14 protein-coding genes are annotated in these 15,743 nt (G+C 66.3%); 7 read left to right on the forward strand and 7 right to left on the reverse strand.

Annotated elements, in window-relative coordinates:
* Positions 1 to 6: 6 nt before the first annotated feature.
* From J7643_01495 to J7643_01515, 5 genes are all read right to left on the reverse strand, one after another.
* Complete coding sequence (locus J7643_01495) at positions 7 to 1,650, reverse strand: LysM peptidoglycan-binding domain-containing protein (GenBank protein ID MBO9539248.1); 1,644 nt, start codon at positions 1,648 to 1,650, stop codon at positions 7 to 9.
* Positions 1,651 to 1,770: 120 nt separating this feature from the next.
* A complete protein-coding gene (locus J7643_01500) occupies positions 1,771 to 2,373 on the reverse strand; it encodes a DUF4340 domain-containing protein (protein ID MBO9539249.1) in 603 nt (200 codons plus the stop codon).
* Positions 2,373 to 3,959 carry a GldG family protein gene (locus J7643_01505; protein ID MBO9539250.1) on the reverse strand — a complete coding sequence of 529 codons (1,587 nt, stop codon included), beginning with the start codon at positions 3,957 to 3,959 and terminating at the stop codon, positions 2,373 to 2,375. The genes J7643_01500 and J7643_01505 overlap by 1 nt, the downstream gene beginning before the upstream one ends.
* 1 nt (position 3,960) lies before the next feature.
* Positions 3,961 to 4,671, reverse strand: a complete 711-nt coding sequence (locus J7643_01510) for an ABC transporter permease subunit (GenBank protein ID MBO9539251.1) — start codon at positions 4,669 to 4,671, stop codon at positions 3,961 to 3,963.
* Positions 4,664 to 5,635, reverse strand: a complete 972-nt coding sequence (locus tag J7643_01515; GenBank protein ID MBO9539252.1) for an ABC transporter ATP-binding protein — start codon at positions 5,633 to 5,635, stop codon at positions 4,664 to 4,666. The genes J7643_01510 and J7643_01515 overlap by 8 nt, the downstream gene beginning before the upstream one ends.
* Before the next feature lie 360 nt (positions 5,636 to 5,995).
* Here J7643_01515 and J7643_01520 point away from each other — a divergent pair, with 360 nt between their 5' ends.
* The 7 genes from J7643_01520 to J7643_01550 all read left to right on the forward strand — a co-directional run bounded on the left by J7643_01520 (position 5,996) and on the right by J7643_01550 (position 13,940).
* Positions 5,996 to 6,130, forward strand: a complete 135-nt coding sequence (locus J7643_01520) for a potassium-transporting ATPase subunit F (protein MBO9539253.1) — start codon at positions 5,996 to 5,998, stop codon at positions 6,128 to 6,130.
* A 37-nt stretch (positions 6,131 to 6,167) separates the two neighbouring features.
* A complete protein-coding gene (gene kdpA, locus J7643_01525; protein MBO9539254.1) occupies positions 6,168 to 7,871 on the forward strand; it encodes a potassium-transporting ATPase subunit KdpA in 1,704 nt (567 codons plus the stop codon).
* Positions 7,872 to 7,888: 17 nt separating this feature from the next.
* Positions 7,889 to 9,976: a potassium-transporting ATPase subunit KdpB gene (kdpB, locus tag J7643_01530; GenBank protein MBO9539255.1), complete on the forward strand. Its 2,088-nt coding sequence runs from the start codon at positions 7,889 to 7,891 to the stop codon at positions 9,974 to 9,976.
* A 9-nt stretch (positions 9,977 to 9,985) separates the two neighbouring features.
* Complete coding sequence (kdpC, locus tag J7643_01535; protein ID MBO9539256.1) at positions 9,986 to 10,555, forward strand: potassium-transporting ATPase subunit KdpC; 570 nt, start codon at positions 9,986 to 9,988, stop codon at positions 10,553 to 10,555.
* Between the two features lie 447 nt (positions 10,556 to 11,002).
* Positions 11,003 to 12,094 carry a universal stress protein gene (locus J7643_01540; GenBank protein MBO9539257.1) on the forward strand — a complete coding sequence of 364 codons (1,092 nt, stop codon included), beginning with the start codon at positions 11,003 to 11,005 and terminating at the stop codon, positions 12,092 to 12,094.
* A gap of 77 nt (positions 12,095 to 12,171) precedes the next feature.
* Complete coding sequence (locus tag J7643_01545) at positions 12,172 to 12,660, forward strand: chemotaxis protein CheX (protein MBO9539258.1); 489 nt, start codon at positions 12,172 to 12,174, stop codon at positions 12,658 to 12,660.
* Between the two features lie 92 nt (positions 12,661 to 12,752).
* The gene (locus J7643_01550) at positions 12,753 to 13,940 is read left to right on the forward strand and encodes a hypothetical protein (protein MBO9539259.1); all 1,188 of its coding nucleotides are present in this window, start codon (positions 12,753 to 12,755) and stop codon (positions 13,938 to 13,940) included.
* A 67-nt stretch (positions 13,941 to 14,007) separates the two neighbouring features.
* Here J7643_01550 and J7643_01555 read toward each other — a convergent pair whose 3' ends face one another.
* Both J7643_01555 and J7643_01560 read right to left on the reverse strand, forming a co-directional pair.
* The gene (locus J7643_01555) at positions 14,008 to 14,166 is read right to left on the reverse strand and encodes a hypothetical protein (GenBank protein ID MBO9539260.1); all 159 of its coding nucleotides are present in this window, start codon (positions 14,164 to 14,166) and stop codon (positions 14,008 to 14,010) included.
* 20 nt (positions 14,167 to 14,186) lie between these two features.
* Entirely contained in the window at positions 14,187 to 15,722 is a 1,536-nt protein-coding gene (locus J7643_01560) for an acyl-CoA carboxylase subunit beta (protein ID MBO9539261.1), read from the reverse strand.
* Between the last annotated feature and the right edge of the window lie 21 nt (positions 15,723 to 15,743).

The raw sequence follows: 15,743 nt of genomic DNA on the forward strand, positions 1-15,743 counted from the left end.
CCCCTCCTAGTTTTCGAGCGCGGTGCGGCCGCCCTCGATCCCGCGCAGCACGTCCGACGAGAGGGCCACGCGGTCGAAATGAGTTGCCTGCTCCGTCAACTTGGTGGCGAGCTCGCCGAGCGTCACGTCGCCGGTCTTGGCGGCCAGCTCGCCGAGCTCGTGGGCCATTGCGCGGGCTTCGGTGGCCATGGTGCGGTAGGCCTTCACCGCCGCCTCGCCGCTCAGCTTGGCCGCAGAGACGGCCCGCTCGGACAGGAGCGCCACGCGCTCGCCGAGGACGCTCACCTGCTCGAGCATCGCCTTGGGCATGCGCGCGGCCGTGCGGGCGAGTTCGGCCCCCACCTGGCCGATGGCCTTGGCGCTCTCGCTCGTGAGCGCGCCGATCTCGCCCAGCGTGAGGTTGGCGCCCTTGAGCTTGAAGGCGTCGCCCATGTTCCCGAGCTGCTTGCCCGCGTTGGAGGTCGCCTTGCCCACCGACGAGCCCTTGATGGCCTCGCCCATCCGAGCCAGCCGCGAGGCCTTGGCCGCTTCTGCGGCCTTGCCTGCCGCGCTCGCAGCCTCTGCGGCCTTGCCGGCCGCACTGGCTGCTTCCGCTGCCTTGCTAGCCGTGCTCGCCGCTTCTGCCGCTTTGCCCGCCACGCTCGCTGCTTCGCCCGCCTTGGCGACCACGTTGGCCTTGCCGGCTGCGCCTGCGGCCTCGCTGACCTTGGCGGCGGCGGAGACGCCCTTGGCCGCGGCGTTGGCTTCGCCCGCGCCGATCAGGAAGGAGCCCACATCGACGAGCAGACGGCCTGGAACTTCGCCGTACTTGCCCTCCTGGATGCTCTGCTGATAACCCGAGGTCAGGGCGTTCCACGCCCCCTTGAGGTATTCGCCTTCCTCGGCCAGGATCTCGCTCGCGTTCTTGCCTTGCAGGGCCTGGTTCGCCACGTGGAGCAAGTTCGGCGGGCTGAAGGGGATGTGAGCCGCCAGGCTCCAGAGGCCCTTGAGGGTCTGGATGGGATGGGCGATGGCGTTGAAGATCCCCCCGACCATGTCGCCGGCGGCCTTGAGGGCACCGCCTACCACCTGGCTCTGAAACTTGAAGAGGCCGCCAATCAGCGGCAGCTTGCCGAAGGTATCGGCCACGACCTTCTCGCCGCCGTCGACCAGCTTGTCCCACCAGCTCTTGCGGGGTGCCTCGGCCTTCTCGGCCGGAGCGGGCGAGGCTGCCTCGCCGGCTTCCTGAGTGGATGCCACTTGCGCGGGGGCGTCGTCGGGCGCTGTCTCGGCTTCGGCCAGCTTGGCATCGACGCGCTGCCGGGTCTCGGCGAGATCCTCGGCGGGTCTTGCGCGCACGCTCTCGCTCGCAAGGGGGCTGATGGCTTGCTTATCGGCTTCGGGCTTTGGGGCCTCGACGGTCTTGGCCGCTTCGGCGGGCTTGGCGGTTTCTGCCGTCTTGGACGTTTCCGCAGGCTTGGCCGTTTCTTGCGCAGAGGCTGCCGGGGTGGCGGACTTGGCCTCTTCCTGCGTCTCGATGCGCAGGGTCGCGCCCTCGCGGATCAGGTCGGGATTTTTGATCTGGTTGTCTTGGGCGAGCTTGTCGACGCTCGTCTTGTAGCGCTGCGCAAGGCCCGAGAGGGTATCCCCCCGCTTGATCGTGTAGTCCATGGCTTCCCCTCCTGCCGACGCATGGCGTGCTACCTCTCTTATAGACCAATGCTTGCCGGATGATGCGGCGTGAACAAAAAATCGCCCCCCGAAGGGGGCGATTCGTGAGGCCTCGAAGGCCTAGTGGGCGTGGGACGAGTCCGTTGCGGGACTTGCCGCCGGATCCGGGGCGGGCGACGGGGTCGCCACCGGGGGGGCCGAGACCAGCTTGAGCCAGCCGTCGACCTTCCAGGAGCTGACCTGGTAGATGGCCGGGTCCTGGTTGACCCGCACGTAGTACGAGGCGCCGTCCATGGGGCTCTTGCCCCCGACGAGCACCTTGTAGCGCTCGGGCTTCTTCGCATCCCCCAGGGCCATCGTGAGCGTCGGCTTGTCGAGGCCGTAGGCCGCAAGATCCGTGGCCTTGTCCTCGACCTTGCGCTCCGCCGTGAAGGCCGCCAGGTTCTCGTAGGGGTTGTCCCAGCTGAAGGTCTCGAGCGAGTGGGTCGCCTGAGGGGCGTAGCGCCATCCGTCGGCTTCCGACTTGCGGACGTACTCGGCCTTATGGCCCGAGGCGTCCTCGATCAGAAGTCGGCTGAGCGCCGCGTCCTTCTTGGCGTCCCACAGCTTGACCTCGGTGGTGTCCTGGGCGGGAGGGGCGTCCTTCTTGGCCTCGACGAAGTAGGCGTAGGCCAAGAGGCCGCCGGCGACCGCCGCGAGTGCGAGCGTTCCCTTCCAGTTCATTACGACCGCCTCCGGCGCCACCAGACCAGGCCACCCGCGAAGAGCATCGCCGCGGGAGCGCCCGCCACCGTCGCGAGGAAGATGGTGCTCTGCTGCTGGCCGGTGAGGAACAGGGTCTTGGGCTCGTTGGTCTTGGGGGGGATCGAGACCAGGTTGTCCTGCTCGGCGAGCCAGTTGACGCCGTTCAGGAAGAAGTCACCGTTACCCGCGCCCGTGTAGTAGCCGTTGCCGGCGAACTGGGCGTTGCCGACCGCCAAGATGCGGGTGGGCTTGGTCGACGCCGAGGCGTCGAGGACGGCCGCCACCGCGAGCTTGAGCGGGCCCTTCTTGTCCACCGAGGGGTTGAACTCGGCGCTGCGGTCCTGGAGGTTGCGCTTGCCGAAGCTCATGTCGCTGGATTCGACCAGGCTGGTGAGCGTGACGCCGGTGGGCGCCTTCTCGGCCATGTCGAGCGAGCGAGCCGCCGGATAGATGGTCGGGCGCAGGCCCTGGGTGACGACGTGAGAGGGGTAGGTCTGGACGACCGGAGCGGCCGCGTCGCCGAAGAGGTTGGCGCGCGGATCGACCACCAGGTCCTTCTGGGGGGTGATGCCGTACTTGGCAAGCAGCCCTTCGAGGCCCGAGTCGGCGCCCGCGGTGAGCATGGCGTACAGCTTGCCGCCGCGCTTGACGAAGGCGTCGAGGGCGGCGAGCTCCTGGGGCATCAGGGGCTTCTGGGGACCGGCGACCACCAGCACGCTGGCGTCGTCGGGCACGACGTTCTTGGTCTCGAAGAGGCTGAGCTTCTGGACCTTGTAGTTCTGCTTCTCCAGCGCCTGCTTGGCCTGGCTCAGGCCGTCTTGCTGGAAGCCGTCGATGTCGGCCTCGCCGTGGCCCTGGAGGAAGTAGACGCTCATCGTCTCGGTCTGGGTGGCCTTGAGGATGGCCGCCGTCACGTCCTGCTCGCTGACGTTCTGGGCCTCGGTGAGCTTGGTGCCATTGTCGATGATCAGCACGTTGAAGCGCTGGGAGGCCGTCGGGTGCGACTGGAAGAATAGCTTCGCCTTGCCAGGCTCGCGGTCCGGGTCGATCATCTCGAGCTTGAGCTTGTCGGTCTGGTAGCCGTACTCGGCCATCAGGTCCTTGAGCTGGCGGCCCTGGGGGTCGCCCGCGCGGATGAAGGCCGTGAGCTTGAGCTCCTGCTTGAGGCCCTTGGCGATCTTCTTGGACTGCTCGGACAGGGAGAACTGCTGGTTGCTCGTCAGGTCGATCCGGTGGTGGATCCGGGTGCCGAACCAGTTGAGCACGCCGATGATCACGAGGATCGCGACGGTGGTGACGAGCGACTTGGTGCCGTTCTGGGTCGTGCGGTTCTTGGCGACATCCGCCAGGAAGTCCTTGTTCTGGACGATCGAGCCGATCACGAAGAGGGCGATACAGGCGAAGCCCGCGTAGCGCACGCCCTGGATCACGGCGAAGGGCACCGTCGGCACGTAGGAGGCGGCCAGGGCCCCTGCCAAGAGCAGGATGGCCAGCACGCCGATGACGGTGATGGCGCGGTCGAGCGCCTTGTTCTTGGCGTCTTGGTTGGGAGTTTGAGTGGACATGCTACCTCCAGCGATAGACCTCTACCGAGCGGATGCTCAGGAAGAGGCAGACCACGATGAAGGACCCGTAAAAGACCAGGTCGGTGGTGTCGATGATGCCGCGGCCGAGGTTCTGCTGGTGGCTGAGCACCGAAACGTACTCGAGCACCGAGCCGAACTGCTGGCCGACCACGCTCGAAGAAGCGGGCAAGAGCCAGATGATCAGGCTGATGGCGAAGGTCGAGATGGCGGCGATGACCTGGTTGCTGGTCCACGACGAGGCCAAAAGGCCGACCGCCATGAACGAGGCCCCCAGGAGGAAGATGCCCAGGTACCCCGAGAGGATGGGCATCCAGTCGGGCTTGCCCACCCAGGCGAGGATCGCCGGGTAGATGAGGGTCAAGCCGAGCAGGAAGAGGAGGTACAGGCACACGGCCAGGTACTTACCGATCACGATGTCGCGATCGCGCACCGGCGCCGTCAGAAGCAGCTCGACCGTGCCCCGGGCGCGCTCTTCGGCCAGGAGCCGCATGGTGAGCGCGGGGGTGATGAGCAGGAACACGACGGCCAGGTTCTCGAACAGGCCGCGCATGCTGGCCTCGCGGGATCCGAAGAGGATCAAGGAGAACAGGTAGCCCGAAACGAGCAGGAAGAGGGCCCCGACCACGTAGGCCAGGGGAGACACGAAGTACGAGCGCAGTTCGCGCCCGGCGATCGCCCAGATCTTACCCATGGGTGGTTACTTCCTCCTTGTGGTCGGCGGCGGCGTCGGTGGTCGTCAGCTTGAGGAAGATCTCTTCGAGCGAGAGGCCGACGGCGCGCAGCTCCAGCAGGCCCCAGCCGGCACCCACGATCTCGGCGGCGACCCGCTCGCGCAGGTCCGCATCACCGGCGGTGTCGAGGGTGATCGAGAGCAGCTGCTCGCTGTGGAGCTTGGCGTCCGCGCTGGTGACCCCGTGCAGGCTGCTCAGGCGATCGAGCACTTCGGCCTTGGGACCGCGGACCTCGGCGTGGATCCGGCTGCCGCCCTTGAGCTGGGATTCGAGCGCTTCGGGAGCGCCCTCGGCCACGACCTTGCCGCCGTTGATAATGAGCACCCGGTGGCAGGTGTTCTGGACCTCGGGCAGGATGTGGGTGCTGAGGATGACCGTGTGGTCGTGGGCGAAGCCCTTGATCAGCTCGCGGATCTGGATGATCTGCTTGGGGTCGAGGCCGTTGGTCGGCTCGTCGAGGACGATGATCGCCGGGTCGTGGATCAGCGCCTGGGCGAGGCCCACGCGCTGCTGGAAGCCCTTGGACAGGTGGCCGATCTGCTTGTTGGGGACCTCGGTCAGCCAGCACTTGGCGATGGCCGTATCGACGGCGGCCTTGACCTTGGAGCCCTCGACGCCGCGCAGGCGGGCAACGAAGGCCAGGTAGTCCCTGACGCTCATCTCGGGGTAGACCGGCGGGTTCTCAGGCATGTAGCCCATGAGGGCCTTGGCCTTGAGGGGATCGGTCGCCATGTCGAAGCCCCCGATGGTGATCTTGCCGCTGGTCGGCGTCAAGTACCCGGTGAGCATCTTCATGGTGGTCGACTTGCCGGCGCCGTTCGGCCCCAAGAAGCCCAGAATCTCGCCCTTCTTGACGTGGAACGAGACGTCCTGGACCACCGGGCGATCGGCATACCGCTTGGTTAAGTTCTCGACGACAATCATGTCGAAGGTGTTCCTCCATCGGTGCGTGGATCGGTGGGGCATGCTGGCCGCCTCCAAGAGACGGCAAGAATGCTTGGACAAGGAAAACGGGCAAAAGTTCCCGTGCCCCGATCGCCCCTCTGCGAGGCTCGGCAGCCTATAAAAGCAACGGGGATGAGGCAGCGCCATCCTACCATAGTCGCCCAGGACCCGCCATCACACGGCAAGAGCAGCCGCTGGGGCGAGTCTGGCCTAGGGGGCTTCCGCCCTTAGCCCTGATGAGAGCCGACGGTGCGGGAAAAGGAGAAAACGCCTGTTGATCCTTGGAAGCTTTGCTCTGGTCTTCGCCTTCTATGCGCTGTGTGATGGGTTCGTCACCTGGTGCGATCTGGTTGCGACCAAGCGCAAGGAAATGGAGGGCCATCACTGATGCCGGGCTCGCTCGTGATCCTGGTGCTCGCCGTGGCCGTCGGGATCTATCTGACCTACGTCATGCTCCATCCCGAATGCTTCTAGCCGCAAGAGGGGCTTCAGCGTGACGTCCGCCTTCCTCATGCAGGTGGCTCTGGTCTTGATCGCGGCCCTGGCCGTCGCGTACCCGCTCGGTCTCTATCTGGCCGACGTTTTCGACCACAAGCCGACCAGGTTCGATTGGCTGTTCGCTCCCTTCGAGCGGGCCTTGCTGCGCCTGGTCGGCATCCGGGGCGAGGCGCCCGGCATGGATTGGCGGCAATACGCCGCGGCCATGCTCGTGACCAACTTCCTCATGGCGCTTCTCATCCTCCTCATCCTGCTCGCGCAAGGGGCGTTGCCCCTCAACCCCCTCAGGCTCTCCGGGATGGCACCCTTGCAGGCCTTCAACACGGCCGTGAGCTTCATTACCAATACCAACTGGCAGAGCTACGGCGGCGAGGCAACTCTCAGCTACTTCAGCCAGATGGGCGCCATCACCTTCCCCATGTTCACCAGTGCCGCCACGGGCTTCGCCGTGGCGATCGCCTTCATCCGCGGCATCATCGGCCGCACCACCATGGGCAACTTCTACGAGGACATGGTCCTGGTCATCAGCCGCATCCTCTTGCCCCTCTCACTTGTTGGGGCTCTCTTCCTGGTCTTCCAAGGGGTGCCGCAGACTCTCGCGCCCTCGGCCCAAGCCGTAGGTCCCCAAGGTATCGCTCAGACGATTCCGCGCGGGCCCGTGGCCTCGCTTGATGCCATCAAGCACCTGGGTACCAACGGGGGCGGCTACTACAACCAGAACTCGGCCCACCCGCTTGAGAACCCGACGCCTGCGAGCAATGTCCTGCAGCTCCTGTTCATGATGGCGCTGCCCATGGCCCTGGTTGTCGCCTTCGGCCAGATGCTCGGCAACCATAAGCAGGCCAGGGTCGTCTTCGGCGCCATGGGCGCCATGTTCCTCGTCTTCCTGTCCGTGGTCTCGTGGGCCGAGACGGCGGGCAACCCTATGCTCACGAGGCTGGGCCTCGATCAGGCTCCTAGCCTGCTGCAGGCGGGCGGCAACATGGAAGGCAAGGAGGTTCGCTTCGGTCAAGCCTTGAGCGCCCTGTTCGTTGCGGTTACCACCGCCTTCACGACCGGCTCGGTCAACACCATGCACGACAGCCTGACCCCCATGGGCGGCTTCGTCCCGCTCGCCCAGATGATGCTCAACAACGTCTTCGGTGGCAAGGGCGTCGGCTTCATGAACTTCGTGCTCTACGGCATCCTCGCCGTCTTCCTCACGGGGCTGATGGTCGGCCGCACCCCCGAGTTCCTGGGCAAGAAAATCGAGCAGAAGGAGATCGTCCTGGCTGCGATCGCGCTGCTCGTCCACCCGTTCATCATCCTCGTGCCGGCGGCGATCGCGGTGATTGCGCCCTTCGGCCTCTCGTCGCTGGGTAACGCCGGCTACCACGGCCTGAGCGAGATTCTCTACGCCTACACCTCGGGGGCCGCCAACAACGGCTCGGCCTTCGCCGGCCTCAACGCCAACACCCCCTGGTACAACCTCTCGATCGCCCTGGTGATGCTCTTCGGGCGCTACGTCAGCATCATCGCCCTGCTTGCGATCGCAGGCTCCTTGGCGAGCAAGCCTCACGTGCCCGAAGGCCCGGGCACCCTCCGGACCGACACGCCGCTCTTCGGGGCGATCTGGCTTGCGATCATCCTCATCGTCGGCGCGCTCACCTTCTTCCCCGTCGTGGCGCTGGGGCCCGTGGCCGAGCAGCTCGCCATGCGCGCGGGCAGGACCTTCTAGGCTAAGGAGAGCCATCCATGACGACTCCGCTGACTTCCGAGCGCAAGACGCAAGCCCACACCCCGCGAGGCGAGCGGCGTCACACCCCCAAGGCCGAGACAAGCGGCCTCTACCAGCGCGCGATCCGCGACGCCTTCAAGAAGCTCGACCCTCGCGTCATGATGCGCAACCCGGTCATGTTCGTGGTGGAGCTCGGCACCGTCTTGACCTTCCTGCTCACGCTCAAGCCGGACCTGTTCGGTCCGAGCAAGGTGAGTGCCGCCTACAACGGCGCCATCGCTTTGATTCTCTTTCTCACGGTGCTCTTTGCGAACTTCGCAGAGGCGGTGGCCGAGGGTCGGGGCAAGGCCCAGGCCGATAGCCTCAAGAAGACCAAGGGCGACACCGTCGCCCACCGCCGCCAGCCCGACGGCAGCTACCAAGACGTCAGCTCCACCCAGCTCAAGAAGGGCGACGTGGTCCGGGTCGAGCGCGGTGAGATGATGCCCGGCGACGGCGAGGTCATCGAGGGGGTCGCCACCGTCGATGAATCGGCCATCACCGGCGAGTCGGCCCCCGTGCTCAAGGAGCCCGGCACCGACATCGCAAGCTCGGTCATCGGCGGCACCAAGGTCGTCTCGGACTGGCTCGTGATTCGCATCTCGGCGGACCCCGGCGAGAGCTTCCTCGACAAGATGATCGCCCTGGTCGAAGGGGCCGCCCGCCAGAAGACCCCCAACGAGATCGCCCTCACGGTGCTGCTCGCGGTCCTCACCCTCATCTTCTTGATGGTCACCGTCACCCTCGCCCCCTTCGGCCTCTACTCCAAGAGCCCGGTGGACGTGGCGACCCTGATCGCTCTCTTGGTCTGCCTCATTCCGACCACCATCGGCGGCCTGCTCTCGGCCATCGGCATCGCCGGCATGGACCGGGTGGCCCAGTTCAACGTGATCGCCATGTCGGGCAAGGCCGTCGAGGCAGCGGGCGACATCGACACCCTCATCCTCGACAAGACCGGCACCATCACCTACGGCAACCGAATGGCGGCCGAGTTCCTGCCGGTGGGGAACCGCCCCCTCGAAGACCTGGCCGAGGCGGCCATGGCGAGCTCGTGGCTCGATACGACCCCCGAGGGCCGCTCGATCGTAGCCCTTGCGGTACGGCTCGGCGTCAAGGAGCGTCCCGAGTGGGATCAGGGCGAGGGGCTCGATTTCTCGGCCGAGACCCGTATGAGCGGCATCGACCTGCCGGGATTATCCATTCGCAAAGGCGCAACCGATGCTATCAAGCGCTACGTAGCCGAGCGCGACGGCAAGGCGCCGGCCGAGCTCGACCTCGCGGTCCGTAAGGTCGCCGAACTCGGCGGCACGCCGCTTTCGGTCGTCGTGGGCCACGAGGTCTACGGGGTGGTCTACCTCAAGGACACCATCAAGCCGGGCATGCGAGAGCGCTTCGATCGGATGCGCCAGATGGGGATCAAGACCATCATGTGCACCGGCGACAACCCCGTCACCGCACGCGTCATCGCCCGGGAGGCGGGCGTGGACGACTTCCTCGCCGAGGCCAAGCCAGAGGATAAGATCCGGCTCATCCGCGACGAGCAGCGCAAGGGCAAGCTGGTCGCCATGACGGGGGATGGGACCAACGACGCACCGGCGCTCGCCCAGGCCGACGTGGGCCTCGCCATGAACTCGGGGACCCCTGCTGCCAAGGAGGCCGCCAACATGGTGGACCTGGACTCGGACCCTACCAAGCTGATCGACGTGGTGGCCATCGGCAAGCAACTGCTCATCACCCGCGGTGCCCTCACCACCTTCTCGATCGCAAACGACGTGGCCAAGTACTTCGCCATCATCCCGGCGATCTTCGTGCTGGGGGTCCCCGAGCTCATGGCCCTCAACGTCATGCGGCTGCACAGCCCCCAGAGCGCGGTGCTCTCGGCCCTCATCTTCAACGCCCTCATCATCCCGGCGCTGATCCCGCTGGCGCTCAAAGGCGTGAAATTTCGCGCGCTCACCGCCGACCAGATGCTCTTTCGCAACGTGATGATCTACGGGCTCGGCGGGCTCGTGGTCCCCTTCATCGCCATCAAGCTCATCGACCTCGCGGTCGCGCTCTTTGTCTAGGAGGCCTCCATGGTGTCCCGGCAATTCGCTCCTGCCCTCAGGCTGACGCTCGTCACCTTCGTGCTTTGCGGCATCCTTTACCCCCTCATCACGACAGGCCTTGCTCAGTTGCTCTTCCCTCGGCAGGCCAACGGCAGCCTCATCACGGTTGACGGCGCGGTTGCCGGCTCGGAACTCATCGGCCAGCGCTTCGAGGGGCCTCAGTGGTTCAAGGGCCGCGTGTCGAGCATCGGCTACAAGGCCGAGGCCTCGGGCGCAAGCAACCTCGGCCCCACCAGCAAGACCCTCTACGAGCGCCTTAAGGCCGACATCTCAAGCGTCAGGCGCGAGAACCCGGACGTCGCAGCGCTGCCGGTACCGGTGGATCTTCTGACCCAGTCCGGGTCGGGGCTGGATCCGCACATCACACCGGCTGCTGCGCGCTTCCAGGCCCCTCGGGTTGCTGCCGCGCGGCAGTTGTCCCTTTCCGAAGTGGAGGCGCTGATCGTAAAATCGACCGAAAATCGCGCCCTCGGCCTGTTCGGTGAGCCTCGGGTGAACGTCCTGATGCTCAACCTGGCCCTCGCTGGAAAGGGATAGATGAAATCCTTCAAGGAACCCCGCGCGGTCCTTGCCATGTCCGAGGGGCCCGACGCGGAGGCCATGACCACAGCCCTCTCGAACCTCGGCATCGAGGCGTACCGGCCCGCCCAGCTCTCTTGGGCGGCGTCCATGGCCGCGCGGGCTGATACCTTGCTGACGGTCTACGATGCGACCCTGCTTGCGCGCGAGCAGCTCTTGGCGGACCTGCGCGCGATCCGCGAGCACCCGGAGTCCCGTGAGGTCCTCTTGGTGGTCTTGCTGCCGCCGGGCAATGGGAACGATCCGGCGGCCTTCATCAGCGCCGGCGCCGATCTAACCGAGCAGTCGCCATTGACCCTCGCGAAGGCCACGCGCGTGCTTCGGCGCTTGATCCGCAAAGGGAACGCTGCGGACGAGGAGGCGGCGAAAGAGGCGCAGGTCTCGACTGTGCCACGGGTGGCGCTCATGCAGCGTGCAGCCAAGCGCAGAGGCCATCTCAAGCTCTACGTCGGAGCGGCCCCTGGCGTGGGCAAGACCTATGCCATGCTTCGCGAGGCCCACGAACGCGCGGCGCGGGGCGAGGACGTGGTGGTGGGCTACGTCGAGACCCACGGCCGTCACGAAACCGCCGTGCTCCTCGAAGGCCTGGAGCTGGTGCCGCGCCTCCACCTCACCTACAAAGGCGCGACCTTGACCGAGATGGACCTGGACGGGGTCCTCGCGCGGCGGCCCGGGCTGGTGCTGGTGGACGAGCTCGCGCACACCAACGCGCCGGGCTCGCTGAACGCCAAGCGCTACGAGGACGTGCAGCTCATCCGGCTGGCGGGGATCCCCGTCATTTCGACCCTCAACATCCAGCACATCGAGAGCCTCAACGACATCATCGAGCGGATCACGGGCATCAAGGTCCACGAGACGGTCCCCGACTCGGTGCTCGAGGATGCGGACGAGCTTGTGCTGGTGGACATCTCGCCCGAGGCACTGCAAGAGCGCTTGCGCGCCGGCAAGATCTATGCCGAGGACAAGGTGGCGCAGTCGCTCGGTAATTTCTTCACCACGCACAACCTGACGGCCCTGCGCGAGATGGTGCTGCGCGAGGTGGCCGACAAGGTGGACGAGCGTTTGGAGGCGGTTCGCGCCGACATCGGCAAGGCTAAGGAGGTCGCGGGCATCCAAGAGCGGGTCTTGCTGTGCCTGACGCCGACCGTGCAGGCACAGCGTCTCATCCGGCGCGGGGCGCGCCTTGCGGACCGCCTCAACGCGGAGCTGAGCGTGCTCTTCGTGGAGGACCGCAAACCGACCGAGGACGAAGAACGGATCCTGGCGCAGAACTTCAGCTTGGCCGAGACCTTGGAGGCCGAGTCGGCCCGTATCCAAGCGCCGGATGTGGGGGAAGCGATCGCGCGCTTTGCCACCGAGCACCAGATCACCCTCATTCTGCTCGGCGAGTCGCGGCGATCGCGTTTCGGGGCGCTCTTCAAGCCGCCGATCCTCGACACTATCCTGCATGCGACCCATGACATCGACGTGGTCATCGTCGCCAGTCAGGAGCAGTAGATCCTCACGATGTCTTCGGTTAGGACTTTCGGCGTTAGGGCTATAGTGGAACGGTATCGCTTGCAATGAGGCAGGGCATGAGTTCCGTTTCCTCTCTGGATTACGTCCGCGCGTTCAGCCAAGCGGCTGAGATGGTCCTCGAGCAGCTGCTCGGGGAGAAGCCCGTGCGTGGTACACCGACTTTCCAGCTCGGCGCCACCCTCCAGTTGCAGCAGGTGAACGCGATCATCGGCCTGACCGGCGGCGTCACGGGCCAGATCGCCTACGGGATGGACAAGGCGAGCGCCCATGCCATCGCCGGGGCCATGATGATGGAAGAGGTCAAGTACCTGGACGAGATGGCCATCTCGGCGCTCAGCGAGCTCGCCAACATGATCTCTGGGAACGCGACCGTGCTCCTAAGCCAGTCGGGCGCGGTCTCGGACATCACGCCTCCCTCGGTCGTTATGGGCGGGTCGGTGATGGCCGCCTGGTACGGCATCCGCGCCATGGTCATGCCGCTCAAGCTGAGCCTGGGAACCCTGTACGTGACGGTCGGTCTGAGGCCCAAACGCTCCATGATCTAGACGCCGGCTTGCAAGTCTCTGCAAGCCGCCCTTCGCAAGTCCCACGCCCGTCGGGGGTATAACTCCCATGGCCTAACCTTGCGAGGGATTCCATGAAAGTCAATCACGCCAGCCGATCCATCGCTACGCCGCAGCCTTCGCGTCCCGAGGCGCAGGTGAGCACCCCGCCGTCTCCCAAGCCTCAGCCGATGCCTGCGAGTACGGGCGATCGCTTCGAGGGGAGCGCACGGCCTACTTCCGATCGCGCTCTGCGCGAGGCCCGCAGCGTCTGGGTGAGCGAGAAGGGCGAGGACAAGGGCTTTCGCCGCATCCATCAGGATCCCTACGACGTCAACGGCACGCAGGCGAGCGCGGCCAAGGCCAACAAGCTCCTCGCGGCCAACGCCCCCGAGGAGAAGGCGGCCCTCGCCGCGCTGGACGACACTCGTCGGCAGCAGTACGACCGCCTCAAGTCCCTGACCGCTCAGGACCCGCAGGGGCGCCTCGCGCTTCAGGCCCTGCTCGTGGACGGCAAGCTTACCAGCAGCCGCAAGAACCATGCGGGTGATGACCTGCTCGGCGCTCTGGACCGCCTCGCGCAGCAGCCGCTCGCGAGTGGTCTCAAGCGCACCGAGCTGATCAGCGATCTGGTGCAGGAGCTTGCGATCCCCTCGGCCATCAACCAGAAGAACAAGAACACCTGCGCGCCGGCCACCATGCAGATCCTCTGGGCCACCAAGGAGCCTGCGGAGCTCGTGCGCGTGGTCTCGGGCCTCGCCAGCCCCGAGGGGCGGGTGCGCCTCGCAGGCGGCACCGAGATCGGCCGGGTGCCGGGTACCGAGCGCCCCGACGGCAGCAGCCGCAGCGCATCGAGCCGCCTCTGGCAGGCAGCCTTGATCGAGCTTGGGAACGGTCCGAATGCGACCTACGACAACGCCAAGGACCAGAACTCTCGGGGCTTCGACGGACTCGACCCCATCCAGATCGGCGAGGTCCTGAATGCTCTGACCGGCCGCAAGGTCGAGAAGCTCACTATCTACACCCACAAGCTCGACGACATCATTTCGCGGATCGACGCCCAGACGAAGGCGGGCAGCCCCGTGCCCATCGGCCTCAAGTGGGGCGAGCGCGACGCCGACGGCGAGATCCACGGCGGGCACATGGTGCTTGCGACCGGCATTCAAGGGGGCCGTCTCTACTTCAACAACCCCTGGGGCATCGAGGAGAGCCTGCCCTTGAGCGAGATCAAGGCCCGCCTCACGAACGCTCATCCCTACGAGCCCTTGCCCGCGAAGCGCTGAGCCCCTTACGACACATCCCCCTTCCAGAGATGGAAGGGGGATGTCGCTTGTTGGTGTGTTTTCGTCCCTACACCCGGGTGGGGAACTGGTCCCGGGCGTGGATGCCCATCGCCGCGCCGACCTGTTCGAGGCGGGCTGCGAGGCCCCAGGGGTTCACGGGCTTGGCGATCTCGATCTTGACCTCGGCCTCCAGGTAGACCGAGAGCGCCGCGGCGATCGCCGCCATCTGCTGCTCCGTCGCCATGGCTACAGGGGGATGTTGCCGTGCTTGCGGCGCGGGCGCTCGACGCGCTTGTTGCGCAGCATCTGCAGGGCGTCGATGAGGCGGGGACGGGTCTCGGCGGGGTCGATGACGTCGTCGAGGAAGCCGCGCTCGGCCGCCACGTAGGGGTTGGCGAAGCGATCGCGGTACTCGGCGATCAGCTCGTCGCGCTGGCTGGGGTCCGCCGCGAGCTCGCGCCGGTACAGGAGGTTGACCGCGCCCTCCGCGCCCATGACCGCGATCTCGGCCGAGGGCCAGGCGAGGTTCACGTCGGTGCGGATGTGCTTGGAGCCGAGCACGTCGTAGGCGCCGCCGTAGGCCTTGCGGGTGATGACGGTGATCATGGGGACCGTCGCCTCGCAGTAGGCGTAGAGCAGCTTCGCGCCGTGGCGGATGATGCCGCCGTACTCCTGGGTCTTGCCGGGGAAGTAGCCGGGCACGTCCTCGAAGGTGATGATGGGGATGTTGAACGAGTCGCAGAACCGCACGAAGCGCGCGCCCTTGACCGAGGCGTTGATGTCCAGGGTGCCGGCCATGTGGCTCGGCTGGTTGGCGACGATGCCCACCGTCTGACCGCCGAGGCGGGCGAAGGTGGTGATGATGTTCGGCGCGAAGTGGGGCTGGAGCTCGAAGAGCTCGCCGTCGTCCACCACCAGGCCCAGGAGCTCCTTCATGTCGTAGGGCTTGCTGGGCTGGTCGGGGATGATGTTGCGAAGGGCCTGCTCGGTGCGGTTGGCCGGGTCGGCGGTGGGGACCACCGGGGGCTCTTCGAGGTTGTTGGAGGGCAGGAACGAGAGCAGGTAGCGCAGATTCTGGATGCACTCCTCTTCCGAGGGGTACATCAGGTGCGCCACGCCGCTGGTGCGGTTGTGGACGCCGGCGCCGCCCAATTCTTCCTGGGTCACCTCTTCGCCGGTCACCGTCTTCACGATGTCCGGACCGGTGATGAACATGTAGCTCGTGTCCTGGACCATGGCAATGATGTCGGTCATGGCCGGCGAGTACACGGCACCCCCCGCGCAGGGGCCCATGATGGCCGAGATCTGGGGAACCACGCCCGAGGCCTGCACGTTGCGCCAGAAGATCTCGGCGTAGCCGGCGAGGCTCTCGACGCCCTCCTGGATGCGGGCGCCGCCCGAGTCGTTGAGGCCGATGACCGGCGCGCCGGTCTTGACCGCGAGGTCCATGATCTTGCAGATCTTCTCGGCGAAGACCTCGCCGAGGCTGCCGCCCCAGACCGTGAAGTCCTGGCTGAAGACGTAGACCAAACGGCCGTCGATCTTGCCGTAGCCGGTGACGACGCCGTCGCCGGGGACCTTCTTCTGGTCCATGCCGAAGTTGTTGCAGCGGTGGGTGCGGAAGCGATCCGTCTCGACGAAGGTGCCCGGGTCGAGCAACAGCTCGAGCCGCTCGCGCGCGGTCAGCTTGCCGCGCTCGTGCTGCTTGGCGATCGCCGCCGCTCCGCCGCCCTGCTGCGTCGCCTCCTGGCGGCGCTTGAGGTCGGCCAGCTTGTCGGCCATCGTGGTTTCCTTCGGCTTGGT

The organism is bacterium (genome assembly GCA_017744355.1).
Taxonomy (GTDB): Bacteria; Cyanobacteriota; Sericytochromatia; order S15B-MN24; family UBA4093; genus JAGIBK01.